Genomic DNA, 17134 nt, shown 5'->3' on the forward strand with positions numbered 1-17134 from the left:
AGGAAAATAAAAATATAGACACAAAAATAGCGGAGAAATACATTCTCCGCTACTAAAATAAATTTTATCTTAAATTGTTATATTTAAAGAATTAATCCGCTCTTTCTCCATCTACCCATAGTCCTTCATAAACCACATTGCCATCTTCATCATATTCTTTCCCATAGCCATGCCATTTACCGTTTTTATACTCACCTTCATAATATAAATTTCCGTTTAGGTGATACTGTTTTCCTAATCCATTAGGACTATTCTCAGCAAAGTTACCTTTATATACTAGATTGCCTTGTGATTCGTACCATTTACCTTCTCCATGTTTTAGATCATTTTTATATTCACCTGTATATTCAAGGTTTCCTCCTTGTTCAGCATGGTAATAACTTTGTCCTATACCATGTTTGTTACTATCTAGGTAATGACCAAAATACCTAAGGGTTCCGTCTGAATCATAGTATCTACCAATACCACTATAACTACCTTTTTCAAATTCACCTTGATATCTAACTGTCTCACCGTCTTGATGATAAGATGTACCTTTTCCATGCAGTGCTTGTTCATAGAATGTTCCTACTAGTCTTTTAGAACCATCACGATAAAAGGCCTTGCCGTCACCATGCATTAAACCGTCTTTAAATTCACCTTCATATCGCTTAGCTCCATCTGCATAATATGCAATGCCATAACCATTAGGCTTTCCATCAACTATATCACCTTTATACCAGAAACCTTCTTCTCTAATAAGTCTAGCATCAGTATAGTAAAATTTACCCACTGAATAATCATAGCTTAGGCTATGCTCCGGAGTTTCTTTATTAATCTCTACTGTATTAGTTTCCTCAATCCAGTCAACTGTTAATCCAAGCTCTTCTGCTAAAAATCTAACCGGTATGTAAGTCCTATCGTTATAAACAATTGGATAGACAGTAGTTCCGCCTTCTTCTGTAAAATTAACTTTAGAATCATTAATTACAAACTGTATTTGCTTATTAACAAATGCTTCAATCCTTTCAGTAACTTCAGATGCCCCAACAACTGTGGGAATTAATAATAAAGTGCAAACAACACCAGCTATAAATCCTTTTAACTCCTTCTTCACTTGCTATCACCCTCCTTGTATAACTACTTATAGAATAACATATAAAACCATAAAAAGAGTAATTTATATTTATAATTGATAGTGTCAATATACTGTAGGAAAATTTAAAAAAGAAATCTCCCTACTAAAAAGATAATTAAGCACCACGTATGGATTTAAGGAATTCTCTTGCCCAAGTACGTTTACCAGTATTTAAGATTGTAATATTATCTATTTGTCCATAAGTACTAGTATTTAGTTTATTTCTTATTATTTTTTTACTTATTTTAGCTTTGTTTCTTTCCTTTTGATTTTCTTTTTTCTTATTTTTCATTAATTCATAAATGTCGCCTTTGTTTGCATTAAAAGCTCTTAATCTTGCCATTTGATCTGCACCTACTCTACTCCAACCCTTTGGTCTAGAACTTAATCTTGAGGATAATATGTGACTTACATGGCTTTCAGCACTACAACCTATGTAGTCTGCATCATATTGCCTTTTTATTCCTTCCCAGTTATTTAGTATATATTTTTTAGATTGTTTAATACTTTTTTTCTTAGTCTCACTTTCAGTTTCTTTTATAATCGCGTCTAATAAATCCTCAACATATATTTTATTTTGTTCGTTTATATAATTCCATAGCATAGATTCTAAATGTGGCATATGTCCAGTTGCTGTTTTTATATATTTAGCAAGATGAAATTTATCTAAAACAAAAAGACTGCCTTTTATCCAATTCAAACCTTCTTTAATCCACTGTGCCCCATCACCTGACAAGTATATTTTTTCAACTTTATCTATGTCATAGGCTTTATCTAAGTATTCTGCAACTTCTAACCATAGTTCTTCACTATCATTGTATTCTCCTGAAAAATACCGACAGTTTATAAGTTTATATCTATCTTTATTAACTTTTTCTTTACCTTCATGAACATATACTAATCTCATTTCTCTATTACTTCCATCTTGCATTGGCACATGATCTTCATCAGCTTCTATGTAAAGTGTTTTTAGCTGCTTTTTTTCTTTTGTAATCTTAGCTGAAGTATTTTCAACACTTCCTAACTCTCTGATACTATTCATTACGCTTTGATCACTTATGATTACACTTTCAGCTACACTCTCACCACTTTTTTTATAGGATAAATCTAGTGTTCTTTCAATCAATTGTGATTTCATAGATAAATCCATTCGCTGGTGTGGGTCAATGCCTAAAGCTTCATCTGATAGATAACTGTAAGAGTTATCGTGTTTATTTTTATAGTAAGTTCTATTGTAGTTAACTACACCAAATATTGTTGTTAGTGATTTATTATCATTATTACGCTGTATATACCAATTTTCTTTACGCCATACTGATTCTTTAATCATTTCATCAGCTAATTCAAATGCTTGTTCTACAAGTAAGACACCTACTTCATCTAACATTTTCTTTGTTTGTAATATGAAGTCTGAAATACTCTTATGATTAGTAAATAGATTTTCTAAATTTTTAGTGTTATCTCGAATGATTTTTCCCAATATTTCATGTATAATTTTATCCATGAGAATAGCTCCTTTCTTGTGTGTTTTTGGTTTTTTTGATTAACTTAAATTCTATCACAAGGGAGTTATTCTCTTTTGTTTTTTTCCTACAGTAATTTTACGCTAACTTTATAATTTAAGCTATAAAAAATACCCCGGCACTAAGGATTGCTCCTAAGGCTGGGGTAAATTAGGCAAATTATTAAAGTTAGTTTTTTAAGCATCTTTATACTCGTGTAATTTTGCAGTTACTTTTAAACATTCATAAAGTATTACCAAGTATAATTTTATTAGCGTATAGGTAGTACTTCTTCATCTACTAATTCAACAACTGCAACAGCGGTTTCTCCGACTTCTCTGTAAACCTTTATAATGTCACCTCTAGCAATGTCATCTTTTTCAAGAATTATAGGGCTGTTTTCATTATCATAGTAAATAGTATCACTATTTACTACAATGTTTCGTGTGCTTTCTACATTACCATCAGCATTAAATGCAGTTATTACTTCAATGATGTTTCCACTAATAGATTTAATTTCATAAGGCCCATTAATATCCCACTTTTCAGCCTCTTTGGATTCATTTATAAATATTTCACCTGATTTTAGAGTAAAGGTAATTATTTCATCTTTTTCTATATTGCCACTATCTACATAGTATTTTACTGTACCATGTGGTAGTAATAGATAAGCATAGTTACCACCAATATCTCTACCTGTATCTACTACCATAGCAATATTACCTGTTGTACCTACTATTTCTTCATCATATAAAACGATGTATTCAATGTTATTACCATCTACAACAAGAAACGCATTGACAGAATCATCATTTATAGAATCTAGGAAATCTTCTACATCAACTATTTGTATATCTCCATCATCATCACGATGTAAGTTAAATATTGTTGTGTTAGAAATATCAAATGAACCGTTTATAGTTTTATGTTTTCCATCTAAATCAAAAGCATCTCCATTGTTCACAGTAATAACATTTAAGTCAGTATCTGCTTTTAGATTTAATTCATCTAAAGGCCATTCATCACCATGAACAAACCTATCTTCTATATCTTCAAATTCTATACCTTTAGGTAACTCTAACTCTTCAAATCTTTCATCAATAAATATTGGATAAATTTTTCCTTCTTTAAACTCTAGTTCTAGTTCGCCATCAGAATTAATGCTGTATTTTACAAACCAATTTTTCTTTAACAATTCAAAGTCTGGTTCATCAAGAATACTATCATCTTTTAATGGATATGCTGCTACACTTCCATCCGCTCTAAAGATTTTAATACCTTTAACTACTTGATTACCATCTAGTACGGCTGCAGTACCATCAATAATACCAAAGTTTCTAGCAACAGCATCTACATCTGATATAATTCCTACTACTTTTTGTTCTGGGTTCAGTAATAGAACTACATCTTCACCTAGTATTTCATACTTGCCATCTATTTGATCTACATCTGCTTTTGCATTATAAAAATCAGATCCTGCATCTGCTGATAAGATAAATCCGTTTATTGCAACATCAAACCATGTTCCATTTACTCTTACTTCTGTTACATCTCCGTCGCTAACTCTAATTGACTCTAATTCTCCAGGAACCTGAGCACTCATAACAACTAATAGTGTAACATCATACAAATCAGTTACGTATACTACATCATTCTCTTGAATGTCTTCAAGTTCTGCTTGTAATCCATTAATTAGAATTGCATAGTCTTCATCAGCTAGATTAGTTGTTCTAACATCACTGTTTTTGTATTGAATTCTTTCTCTATTAAGATTTACATTATCTACTATACCCGCTTCATCGCTTTCCCATGCCCATGCTTTGATTAATGCAATTCTACCATCATCGTTTAGCACAAATTCAAGGCTGTCAATTGCTGGTATTACATCATAATCTAGTAAGTCTATAAAATCTTGTAGTGATGTACCTGTTGGTAGAAGGTTTCCACGAAGTTCTCTATCCACAAAAATCGCCTCTAATGTTGTTTCTTCATCTTCTGGTAGTAATACAACTTCATCGGCTAATCTGTAGTTTCTGTTATTTATTGAAAGCTCATTTTCTCTAGTATTAAGTTCAATATCATCTAATGATGCCTTTACAGTGCCATAGTCTTGTACTGAAATATACACAATATCACCATCATCATTGGTAACATAGTCTACAAACCTTTCTTTAACTTGATTCCAACTAGGAGCATTAGCAATGATGGCTGTTTCTGTTAATTCTATAAAGTCACCAGAAGAATTAAACTCAAAAGCTATGCCCTCATCTAATGATACATCTGTAACTAATTGGTCTGTCTCTATTTCAGACTCAAATTTATCTTCTAACAGTATATAAGATCTAGTATCACCATCAATAGTCTTTCTAGCTTCTCTAAATAAATTATTTGATGCTTCATATACAACTATATTTTGCTCTAGTACTTCACTACCAATAATAGCAACTTCTCCCCTAGTTGCAGCTTTGTTAGCTATGAATGTAATGTCATCTAATACTCCTAAGCTAGCAGCTTTAGCAATATAGTTTGCTGGCCAGCTACCTGATAAATTGTCGTTGTAACCAAGAATTCTTAAAAGAACTGTTACAACTTCAGCTTGAGTAATTTGGTCTTGAGGTCTGAAAATTCCGTCTCCGTCACCTTGTACAAAATCTTGAGCAGCAGCTACGTTAATCCAGCCAGATGCCCAGTGATCTGCAGCAACGTCATTAAATTGTGTTGGAACTCCCGTCATACCACTCGCTACTCTTTCTAGTCCAGCAGTTACTACTGCTATTTTAGCGAATTCAGCACGAGTAATTGTGTTATCTGGGGCAAATGTTCCATCTGGATATCCCTCTAGAATGCCTAATGCAGCTAGCTTGTAAATAGCTGGAGTTGCATCAGTAGCGGGGTCAACGTCACTAAATTGTGCTGCACCAGCTGACCCGACTATAGAAAACATGAAAAACGCTAGTATAAATATTGTTATTAGTTTATTGTTTTTCTTTAGCATCTAATACTTCCCTCCCTATTAATATGGTTTATTTGGATAATTTAACTAGGTAATCAATCATTGTTTTTTGAACTGTTAGTTTAAAAAACTAACAGTATAATAACACTGCTAGCATCATCCTCCTTTTAATTTTTACTAGAATATCCATAATTATGGCCTCTTAATTAATAAGACGCTTTTTTTTCTTATCTGTTCCCGTTTGGGCTTGTATATTTTTTAGTACAAGCTATTTCTTTAAAATAATATGATGTGGTCGATTAATCCACTGCTGATTAAAGTATGTATATTATGCTTAATTATTACCTACTTGTAGAATCCAGGTTTAAAAGTGATTTTTGTAAGGAAAATACTGTCAGTAGTAGCTGCCGGCAGTTTTTTGGTAGGAGCAAGTGGCTATTGTTATCAGAACCCAATAATACAGCCAGCAGTGGTTTTCATCACCATCTTGCTGGCTGCATTTCTTTGTTTTTCAATTCAAGTCAAAGAAGTGTTCGCACAGTGACACCCTAATCTACTATTAATCTAGCAAGTATCACAACACCACTTTCACTATCTACAAAAATAACACCTAAATCCGTTTCATCTTTATTTATAAAAAACTTGCTATCATATAGTTCATCTTTATATTTAAGGAAATCTTCGGGATCAGGCATAGCATGTTCTTCCCATGTATTGTTTTCATCTTCTGTAAATGCTTTTTGGTATTTTTCAAGTAAATCAATAGTGTGGTTGTCTACCAATTTGTATTGAAAGGCAATTAATTCTTCTTCTGCAAATATACATGAGAATTCTTTTTCTTTTTCCTTATAAAATACAACCGTTTCTGGATTTACTTCAGGGTTAACATGATCAAAAAGATGTGATACGAAATATCCTGCTTCACTATCTATTTTTGCACCACCGGGGAAAAATTTTTCAACTTCATCTTTACCCACCCATAAGTCTAAGCTGAAAAATATAGCTTGTAAGTTAGTTAAATCATCATCAACTAATTCAACAACCGCTACTGCAGTTTCACCAATTTCTCTATAAAGGTTGATAATATCGCCTCTAGCAATGTCGTCTTTTTCGATAAGCACAGGGCTGTTTTCATTATCATAGTAAATAGTATCATTATCTACTACAAAGTTTCTGATTTCTTCATTTGCTTCTCCTGCATTAGCAGTTATTACTTCAAATATGTTTCCACTAATTGACTTAACTTCGTAAGGACCTGCGGGAGGATACCAACCGGAATCGTCTGCTACTATTTCACCTTGTTTTAGTGTAAACATAAGTACTTCATCTTCTACTACAGGACCTTCATCGATGTAGTATTTCACTTCACCTTGTGGTAATAATAGGTATGCATATTCTCCATCAACATCTCTACCAGTATCTATTACCATAGCAATGTTAACAGTTGTGCCTTCTAAATTTGGATCAGTTATAACGATGTATTCAATGGTATTTCCATCAACTACTATAAGAGCCGGATAGGAAGTTTCTCCATCTACAGCATCTAGGAAATCTGCTACTTCAACAGTTTGTAAATCATCATCATCGCGATGTAGGTTGAATATTGCTGTGTTTGAAATATCAAATGATGAACCTTCTGATATTGTTACAGCTTCATCATCAACATCAACTGTAACAACGTCACTGTTCACAACAGTTAAAATGTTATTATCTGTATCTGTTTCAAAAGCCCAATATGCAGTTGATGGTTTAAAGTTTTCTTCAAGTTCTAATTCACCATCTGAGTTGATGCTGTACTTGATTAATGCATCTACTTTAGCAGCTTTAATATCGCCAGAATCATAGAAATCTTCTTTATCTTCTACAACATAAGTAGCTACAGAACCATCAGCTCTAAAGATTGATACTCCTTCTACTTCTTGGTTTCCGTCTAGTACTGATGCTTCACCATCAACTATACCAAAGTTTCTGTCAGTAGCATCTACATCGGAAATGATTCCAACTACTTTTTGTTCTGGGTTCATTAGTAGAACTACATCTTCACCTAGTAATTCATATTTGTCATCAATTTTATTTACATCTATTTTTGCATCATAGAAATCAGATCCTGCATCAGCTGATAGCATAAATCCGCCTAATGCCACATCAAACCACATTCCATTTACTCTTACTTCAGTTACTGCAGTAAGTTCTGGCGTTATTTGAGTAGTTCTTATAAACTCTAGTTCTCCAGGAACTTGAACACTCATAACAACTAATAATGTAACATCATATAAATCAGTTTCGTATACTATATCGTTTTCTTGAATGTCTTCTAATTCTGCTGGTAGACCATTAATTAGAACTTTATAGTCATCATCAGCTAAATTAGTTGTTCTAACATCACTGTTTTTGTATTGAACTCTTTCTCTGCTTAGATTTACATTGTCTACTACACCTGCATTAGTTGAAGACCAAGTCCATGCCTTAATTAATGCAATTCTTCCATCTTCATCTAACACGAATTCTACAGTATCTACTGGTGCTAAAAATTCATCATCAAAAACTTCACCATTTGAACCTCTTTCAAAAAAGCTTTCTAAGTTAGCTTTATAATCGTAATCTCCTATCCTTGGCAGTTGAACTGTTGTGTCTGGTAAATAAACCATATCGGCAACTTCGTCGATTAGTCTATAATTAGTACCATCAACATCAACTTCATTTCTATCTTCATTATTAATTTCAATATCTTCAGGTGATGCTTTTACAGTGCCATAGTCTTGTACTGAAATGTACACAATATCGCCATCATCATTAGTGATATAATCTACAAATCTTTCTTTTACTTGATTCCAGCTTGGTACATTAGCAATGATAGCTGTTTCTGTTAATTCAAGTTCTTCACCTGATTTAAATTCAAAAGCTATACCATCATCTAATGATACGTCTACAACTAATTCGTCTGTTTCTACTGCAGACTCAAAGTTATCTTCTAGTAAGCTGTAAGATCTTGTTTCATCATTATCTTCTTCACCTTCAAAAGTTCTTTGGTCTTCTCTAAATAAGTTATTTGATGCTTCGTATACAACTACATTTTGCTCTAACACTTCACTACCAATAAGAGCAACTTCTCCTCTGGTTGCAGCTTTGTTAGCTATGAAAGTAATGTCATCTAATACTCCTAAGCTAGTAGCTTTAGAAATATAGTTTGATGGCCAGTTACCTGTTAGGTTGTCGTTGTAACCAAGGATTCTTAATAGAACTGTTACAACTTCAGCTTGAGTAATTTGGTCTTGAGGTCTGAAAGTTCCGTCTCCGTCACCTTGCACAAATTCTTGAGCAGCAGCTACGTTAATCCAGCCTGATGCCCAATGGTCTGCAGCAACGTCATTAAATTGAGTTGGAACTCCCATCATTCCAATCGCTACTCTTTCTAGGCCAGCAGTTACTACTGCTACTTTAGCGAATTCAGCACGAGTAATTGTGTTATCTGGGGCAAATGTTCCATCTGGATATCCTTCTAGGATGCCTAATGCAGCTAGCTTGTAAATAGCTGGAGTTGCATCAGCAGCAGGGTCAACGTCACTAAATTGTGCTGCACCAGCTGACACGACTATAGAAAACATGAAAAACGCTAGTATAAATATTGTTATTAGTTTATTGTTTTTCTTTAGCATCTAATACTTCCCTTCTTGTTATTATTGTTTATTTTGATATTGTATTTAAACTGATAGTTTAAATCGTACAGGCCACTTTCCTACCATACAACGAACTATGCAAAGGTTTTGCGACAGTACTTAAAAAAACGAGATTTCACTTTATATATAACAAATTTATTATACAACAAAATTCGTTAAAATTATCCTTAAGTTTACATAAAGTTTTCTTTAAGAAATTTAAATATTAAGTTGATACGGTTTTTTCTCTTTTGTATCTAGGCCATAATGATTTGTTTTTCTTGAAGATAGTGACAGTTGTTAAGGGAGTAACTGGTGGCAGTTTTTTGGTAGGCATAGTTAGGCTACTGGTTGCAGAATTCAAATTCTGCAGTGAGTTTTGATTGGCTGATTTTGGTAGGTTTTGTTGTGGTTGTGAGGTTTTTGGGTTGTGCTTCTAGTTGGTTATAGTTTATAGAAGGAACATCAAACAAAGAACCGTTTCCTGTTTTGAACTGACCCCTTCCTTTATATACGTGTATTGGTTAATTTTGTTATTTATTTCAATGGGAATAGGAAAAACAGCTCTCTTTTGGATTTCTCCGTAAGAGAGCTGTAATTATTAAGTATATCCTATTCAAGTCAAGAACCGTCCCCGCTTGACCATGTCACAAATCTCCGTCCCCTTGTGTCTTAATTACCTGTTACTATAATATCATCGATGTACCACTGATTAATATTCATACTATTACCATCAAAGACCCAAGCTATGTTAAATTCTTGTCCATCATATTCATTTAAGCAAATAGTGATTATCTCAGCAGTAATATTGTTGTTAGGTGTAATAGTCCACTCATCATCCCAGGTATTCCCATCATCTGTTGATATCTGAACTTTCAAAGTATAACCACCTTCATAATCGTTTACAAAATGTTTGAAATTTAATTGCAAACTACTTGTTGTATTACCATCAATCTCGGGAGTAATTAATTGGAAAACATCTGTAGCAGAAGGAGACCACTGAAATCGCATTTCGGGTATATCTCCACCTGCATTGCTTTGGTCCACTACTCCCCAGTTGTCATGAGTTTTTGACCATCCGGTCGGTATTTCTCCTGTTGCAATCCCTGTGAAATCTTCACTAAATATTGTAGTTATACCACCATTACCATTCCCGCCTTATTACAGTTAACTTTCAACTGCCTTTATAGCGGACCTTCACCGTACGTGCGACTTTCACCGCATACGGCGATCCGTCAGCGGTTATTGTGTGCAAAGGTTTCTTCCATAAAGCTGGGGAGAGCTTTATGGGTTTTACTTAAAATTTATACAATAGTATAAAAAATAGACTGGTTTTTTTATTCACCTCCAATAACACAAAAGATTAGTATTATTTTAGCTTCATTTTGCAAAAAATATATCACCCCTTAAGGGTGATATTAGCTAATTTCCTATGTTTAGAATTGTTTGTTATAGATTTTTTGAAAATGATTGTTATTAAAAAAGGAAGGTCACATGAACAAGCTAGTCTTTTTATGGTTGCTTGTAGTGAAAATTCCTTGCTTAATATACATGTATTGGCTAATTTTGTTATTTGTTTAATGGGGATATGAAAAACAGCTCTCTTCAGGAGTTCTCCGTAAGAGAGCTGTAATTATTAAACAGATTCAATTCAAGTCAAGAACCGTCCCCGCTTGACAAAAAAACACCCCACAAGTGATCAATACCTGTGAGGTGTTTCTTGAACCATAGGAAACGTACCCTTGGTTTATATATGATTTCATGTTGGGTCAGTTGTTATTGTAACGGCTCATAGGTTGCGGTAAAAACTAATTGTTTACCATTTTGTAGAATACCTTGACCTTCTCCAATGCTTACTGCTGGATCCGAACCAAAATTGTTGTTTACTGTGATGTTGGCAGTTGTGTTTTCGAAAATATAACCTTCATTTGCTGTCAATGTTACTACGGCTACTGGAGTGTCTTCTGCTTGCCATTTATCTCCCTCTCCAGTTGCTCCACTCCAAGTTGTGGATGTTGCAGTAGTGCCTCCTGTCACTGAATTGGCTTCCGGATCTGATTCTACTGACTCACCTTTATTTGGTGACACTAAATAGGTAAATACGCTTCCGATTTTTTGTGGCTCTGGTAACATTTCAAAGTCTATCGTCTTAGCCTCTCCTGATACTTCAAAGGTGCCATTAAAGTCATCGTGCTCTGCTAAGGTTGCTTTAATCCAGTAGTTACCATCTACCAGATCCTTGGCGGCATCTCCTGATACATCTGTAATTACAGGGTCACCTACTCGTTGAGTACGGCCTTCATCAGAATACACTTCTATGGATACGTTCTCTATCTCATTTTCCTCTGAAAAAATTACCGTATATTCTGGATCATATGTATTTTTTTCGTCAACATTAATTGAACCATCTGCTGCTACTGTAACTACAATTGTCGCTGTATTATCCTCTTCATCTACAACAGTGATTGTTGCTGTTCCAGCACCTTCTGATGTAATTATGATTTCTTCATCATCGTAGCTTGCTGTTGCTATATCTTCATCTGAACTTGATACCTCATCAAAACTTCCTAAGTTTAGTTCACTCCTAAGCTGAACATACTCTGTTGCTGTTTGGAATTCATCACCATTCTCATCTTCACCCAACTACTATCTTGGGCTTATAATGAGCCTTCACCGTACAGGCCACTTTCATGGCATACGGCGATCCGTCAGCAATTGTGCAAAGGGTTTGTGGCAGTTATTAATAAAAGGTGGGGAGTCCTCTTATATGCGCCACTTAAATGTTATTTTACTACAATATTCAACAAAATCCGTTTAAATCAACCTTAAGTTTATCTAAATTTATCTTTAAGAACAAGGAAGCACAGCTCCACTTACCCTATAAAAAATAGCCCCCCAAGAACTTTTATCCGTTCCTACGAGGCTAATTTTTTATACTTCTCTTTAGGGAATTCTACAAGTTTGCCATAGGAATTGCCCAGCACTTTAACCGTCTACCACATGGGGAGTATATTACCTTCTATCACCATTCTCGTTTTATTACAGCTGACTCATTAACTATCCACTGTCAACTGCTTTAATAGTAAGCCTTCACCGGGCAAGTGGCTTTTACCGCACACGGCGATCCGTCAGCGGTTAAAAATAAAGTATAGCCCCGCAGAAACGATATCCACGAGGCTATTACTCTTTATTCAGACCTTTAGCGGTGCTCCCCAACACCTGATGGCTGATTATATTACCTTTGCACTTTTACCACTGACTGGGCCCCTTCGCTACTGCAAGTTTTATCCTTCCGCTATGTTACCATAGCGGTACAAACGGCTTGCTATCAACACTACTACGAGCCCGCTGCCATCTTATAGGTGTCACTGCTACCAGTAAAGCTCTTCCTATAAGACTTCAAACGTTCCATCCTGTTTATCCCTTGTTTTGATGGCCTTAGGCTCCCATTTTTCAGATGTGAGAAAGTCTGGTTTAACAGCCTTAAATTGTACCAAACTCCTGCTATGCTATCTAAAGCATAGGGGCAGATGCCCAACTGAAGGCTATTACAGGACATCTGCTAGCTCACCCTGGATCGTCATGGGTTCGTCTGCCTAGCCATAGCCACCTTTTAAGGAACCCCGCCTCTTTTTGAGTACGACTTCACCTGACTTCACCCCTTTGGCTTACTGGAGCCTCACTGGATGCAGGAGGATTAGGCTTGTGGCTTGTAAGGCTGTTGCCACAGGTGGGATTTGCACCACACCAAATCAACAGGACAGTTAGAGAAAAAGCCCCGCAGGTGAGCCTGCTTTGACTCTTGCCCACGGGGCTCTTTTGAATTCTCCCCTTCGGTTACTGACTAGGTCAGCTTAGGAAGGAACGTTTCGTTTAGGTATTATTCAGTTACATAGTCATTAGAATCAACTTCTACCTCTATTTCGTTTGAGTTAACATCATCTTCAACTCTTACTATATAAGTTCCATCATCAGCTTCTTCATCACCATTTACTGTAATAGTAAAATTATCACCTGAAGCTTGTACAAAAAACTTATCATCATTGTTGCTACTAGTACCTGCTAAATTATCTCCTCCAACGTCATCAGAAGCATAAACTGCAATATTACCAACTTCTATTTCTGCTTCATAGTTATCATCAACTGAAATAGTCAATTCATCATCTGTGATAGTTACTTGTTCTATTTCAATTTCTTTTACTAAAACATCAGCATCTACTAGCTCAACTACTGCTACTGCAGTTTCACCATCTTCTCTGTAAAGGTTGATGATGTCTCCTCTAGCAATGTCACCTTTTTCGATAAGTACTGGATCATTTTCATTGTCATAGTAAATAGTATCACTATCTACTACAAAGTTTTGAGTACTTAATTCATCACCATCACCATCAAATGCAGTTATTACTTCAATGATGTTTCCACTAATTGATTTGATTTCGTAAGAACCAAAATCATCCCAATCGGAATCGTCTACATATATTTCACCTTGTTTTAGAGTAAAGGTAATTACTGTATCTTCTTCTACAGGATCACTATCACTATCGATATAGTATTTCACTTCACCTTGTGGTAATAATAGATATGCATAGTCTCCATCAGCATCTCTACCAGTGTCTACTACCATAGCAATGTTTCCAGTTGTTCCTACTAATTCACCATCATCTATAACGATATATTCAATGCTATTACCATCTAGAACTAATAATGCCTCATCAATAGACTCTGCAGCATCTAAGAAGTCTGCTACATCTACTGTTTGTAAATCGCCATCGTCACGATGTAGATTGAATATTGCTGTGTTTGAAATGTCATATGATGATCCATCAGTTATTGGTACATCTGCACCATCAACATCTACTGCATCATTTCCTGAACCTTTTACTGTTAGTATATTATCATCAGTTTCTGCCTCAAAATTCCATTCATCAACAGTTCCTTCAAAGTTATATTCTAACTCTAATTCACCATCTGAGTTAATGCTGTATTTGATGAAATCATTTTTAATGTCGAATGTTGTACCATCATATACTTTAGCTAGATTTTCATCTGAGTCTTCTATAACATAAGTAGCTACAGAATCATCTGATCTAAAGATTGAAATTCCTTCTACTATTTGATTTCCGTCTAGTACTGATGCTTCACCATCAACTATACCAAAGTTTCTGTCAGTTGCATCTACATCGGAAATAATTCCAACTACTTTTTCTGCTGGGTTCGTTAGTAGAACTACATCTTCACCTAGTAATTCATATTCATCATCAATTCTATCAACATCTGTTGTTGCATCATAGAAATCAGATCCTGCATCAGCTGATAGCATAAATCCGTTTATTGCAACATCATACCAAGTTCCATCCACTCTTACTTCTGTAACATTTACGTCATCATTATCTGTAACAGTCCTAATAGACTCTAGTTCTCCAGGAACTTGAGCACTCTGAACAACTAATAGTGTAACATCATATAAATCAGTTACATATACTACATCATTTTCTTGAATGTCTTCTAATTCTGCTGGTAGACCATTAACTAGAACAGCATAGTCTTCATCAGCTAAGTTAGTTGTTCTAATATCACTGTTTTTGTATTGAACTCTTTCTCTGCTTAAGTTTACATTGTCTACTACGCCAGCGTTTCCGCTATCCCAAGTCCATCCTTTGATTAAAGCAATTCTGCCATCATCGTTTAATACAAAGTCTACGTTATCAACATTTACTTCTTCATCTTCTAGTGTAACTCCCTCTTCAGGTCTTTCTGCTCTTTCAAAATATTCTTCTAAATCACTTGCAGTTGCTCCAAGATAAGTTACATCTACTTCATCACCATCTTCATTTAAAGCTAGTCTGTAGTTTCTGTCATTAATTGTGAATTCATCTCTGTCATCTCTGTTAACTTCGATGTCATCAGCTGTTGCTGTTACAACGCCATAGTCTTGTACTGAAACGTACACAATGTCGCCGTCATCATTAGTAATGTAGTCTACAAATCTTTCTTTTACTTGATTCCAGCTTGGTACATTAGCAATAACAGCTGTTTCTGTTAACTCTATAAGGTCACCAGAAGCATTAAATTCAAAAGCTATACCATCATCTAATGATACATCTGTAACTAATTGATCTGTTTCTACTGCAGACTCAAAGTTATCCTCTAGTAAACTATAAGATCTTGGATCTTCTTCATCTTCAAAAGTTTTTCTTGCTTCTGCAAACAAGTTGTCTGATGATCTATATTCAACTACATTTTGCTCTAACACTTCACTACCAACAAGAGCAACTTCTCCTCTGGTTGCAGCTTTGTTAGCAATAAATGAAATGTCATCTAATACTCCTAAGCTAGCAGCTTTAGAAATATAATTTGATGGCCAGTTACCTGTTAGGTTGTCGTTGTAACCAAGGATTCTTAATAGAACTGTTACAACTTCAGCTTGAGTAATTTCGTCTTGAGGTCTGAAAGTTCCGTCTCCGTCACCTTGAACAAATTCTTGAGCAGCAGCTACGTTAATCCAGCCTGATGCCCAGTTATCTGCAGCAACGTCATTAAATTGTGTTGGAACTCCTTCCATACCACTTGCAACTCTTTCTAGTCCAGCAGTTACTACTGCTATTTTCGCGAACTCAGCGCGAGTAATTGTGTTATCTGGGGCAAATGTTCCATCTGGATATCCTTCTAGGATATCTAGTGCAGCTAGCTTATAAATAGCTGGTGTAGCATCAGCAGCAGGGTCAACATCACTAAACTGTGCTGCGCCAGCTGAGCCAACTATAGAGAACATGAAGAATGCTAATATTAATAGTGTTACTAGCTTGTTGTGTCTCTTTAGCATCTAGTATTTCCTCCCTTTAATAATAATTTAAGTATTAAGTATAATTAGGTGATCACATTGTATGATTCCAATGTAAACTAGGTTAGGTGATCCAATCGTAACGGACTACATCTCCCCCTTTCTCGGGTTGGTTATATTATCCATAAAAATGGACTCCTTTGTTAAGACGCACACAAATATTATTTGTTCCAAAAAAACACTATTTTTTGAAAAAATAATTTGTGGTGGTCTACAATGGATAACCTGTAAAGATATGACCGCTAGACAAGTAAATGGTTAAGTATTTTCTCCCTCCTTTGGCTAAATAATCTTTTTTTGTTAAGTTTAATTAGGTCTTGCTAATTATGACGACAGGTTTACTTACAATGTTCCTTTTTTTTGTAAGTTTTTAAATAGTTTGGCATAATGCTTGTCCGATCGGTTTTTATAGACAAATGCACTTTTTTCCTATAAATTTATAAATTGGGTTATACACATATTTGCTTTTTAGCTTTATAATCTGTTTTAGAAATATAGCGAAGGGAGAGAAATAATGAGCAGAACACAACGTGATATATCAATAGCTATTGTAATAATGATGCTTATTTTGCTTTATTTTCAGTTTAATGATTATCAAACCCAGGTAGAAAGACATGAAAATGCTATAAAGTTTTGGACGGAGGAAGTGCCTAAGGTGCAGGAGGAGTATCCAGAATTTTCTCCTAAGGATGCTGAAGAGGCTTTAGCTAGAGAAGAAGCGCTTTATGCTAGGCAGGTGCAGACTATAGCTATTAAGTCGGGGTTGATTGTTTTGGTTAGTGGGTTGGCTATTGCTGCGGTTTATTATTTGCCTCGGAGGAATATTAGATAAAAAATGCTAGAGCGCTACGCCACGGGGACGGTTCCATCGTCTACCCTTCGGCCTTCGCTAACGCTCGGGACGCTCGAACCGTCCCCATGGCTCCGCTTTAGACACAGGCTTTTTAATTTTGAATTTTTAATATTTAATTCTTAATTGTGGTTAGGAAACTGATTTTTCCTTTCTTTATTATTTATAAAAGCTTCGATTTTTGGGGGTTAAAAGGACGGCTTTCGCCGTCCTTT

Annotated in this window: 9 protein-coding genes; 2 read left to right on the plus strand and 7 right to left on the minus strand. The window is 35.1% G+C overall.

What is annotated here, in order from left to right; genetic code table 11:
• Positions 1–91 precede the first annotated feature (91 nt).
• The 5 genes from SYNTR_RS09265 to SYNTR_RS09285 all read right to left on the minus strand — a co-directional run bounded on the left by SYNTR_RS09265 (position 92) and on the right by SYNTR_RS09285 (position 10275).
• Entirely contained in the window at positions 92–1096 is a 1005-nt protein-coding gene (locus SYNTR_RS09265; protein ID WP_156204250.1) for a stalk domain-containing protein, read from the minus strand.
• A gap of 136 nt (positions 1097–1232) precedes the next feature.
• Positions 1233–2621 carry an ISLre2 family transposase gene (locus SYNTR_RS09270; RefSeq protein ID WP_156203462.1) on the minus strand — a complete coding sequence of 463 codons (1389 nt, stop codon included), beginning with the start codon at positions 2619–2621 and terminating at the stop codon, positions 1233–1235.
• Positions 2622–2890: 269 nt separating this feature from the next.
• Positions 2891–5614, minus strand: a complete 2724-nt coding sequence (locus SYNTR_RS09275; RefSeq protein ID WP_156204251.1) for an S-layer homology domain-containing protein — start codon at positions 5612–5614, stop codon at positions 2891–2893.
• A 506-nt stretch (positions 5615–6120) separates the two neighbouring features.
• Positions 6121–9228: an S-layer homology domain-containing protein gene (locus SYNTR_RS09280; protein ID WP_156204252.1), complete on the minus strand. Its 3108-nt coding sequence runs from the start codon at positions 9226–9228 to the stop codon at positions 6121–6123.
• A 672-nt stretch (positions 9229–9900) separates the two neighbouring features.
• Positions 9901–10275: a choice-of-anchor J domain-containing protein gene (locus SYNTR_RS09285; protein ID WP_156204253.1), complete on the minus strand. Its 375-nt coding sequence runs from the start codon at positions 10273–10275 to the stop codon at positions 9901–9903.
• 395 nt (positions 10276–10670) lie between these two features.
• Here SYNTR_RS09285 and SYNTR_RS09290 point away from each other — a divergent pair, with 395 nt between their 5' ends.
• A complete protein-coding gene (locus tag SYNTR_RS09290; RefSeq protein WP_156204254.1) occupies positions 10671–10820 on the plus strand; it encodes a hypothetical protein in 150 nt (49 codons plus the stop codon).
• Positions 10821–11004: 184 nt separating this feature from the next.
• Here the strand turns inward: SYNTR_RS09290 and SYNTR_RS09295 are convergent, their stop codons facing one another.
• Together SYNTR_RS09295 and SYNTR_RS09300 are read right to left on the minus strand one after the other, a co-directional pair.
• Complete coding sequence (locus SYNTR_RS09295; protein WP_156204255.1) at positions 11005–11871, minus strand: hypothetical protein; 867 nt, start codon at positions 11869–11871, stop codon at positions 11005–11007.
• Between the two features lie 1237 nt (positions 11872–13108).
• Positions 13109–16051, minus strand: a complete 2943-nt coding sequence (locus SYNTR_RS09300; protein WP_156204256.1) for an S-layer homology domain-containing protein — start codon at positions 16049–16051, stop codon at positions 13109–13111.
• 532 nt (positions 16052–16583) lie between these two features.
• Here SYNTR_RS09300 and SYNTR_RS09305 point away from each other — a divergent pair.
• Positions 16584–16901 carry a hypothetical protein gene (locus tag SYNTR_RS09305; RefSeq protein ID WP_156204257.1) on the plus strand — a complete coding sequence of 106 codons (318 nt, stop codon included), beginning with the start codon at positions 16584–16586 and terminating at the stop codon, positions 16899–16901.
• The last annotated feature ends 233 nt before the right edge of the window (positions 16902–17134 follow it).

It is taken from the genome of Candidatus Syntrophocurvum alkaliphilum, from assembly GCF_009734445.1.
Lineage (GTDB): Bacteria > Bacillota > Syntrophomonadia > Syntrophomonadales > Syntrophomonadaceae > Syntrophocurvum > Syntrophocurvum alkaliphilum.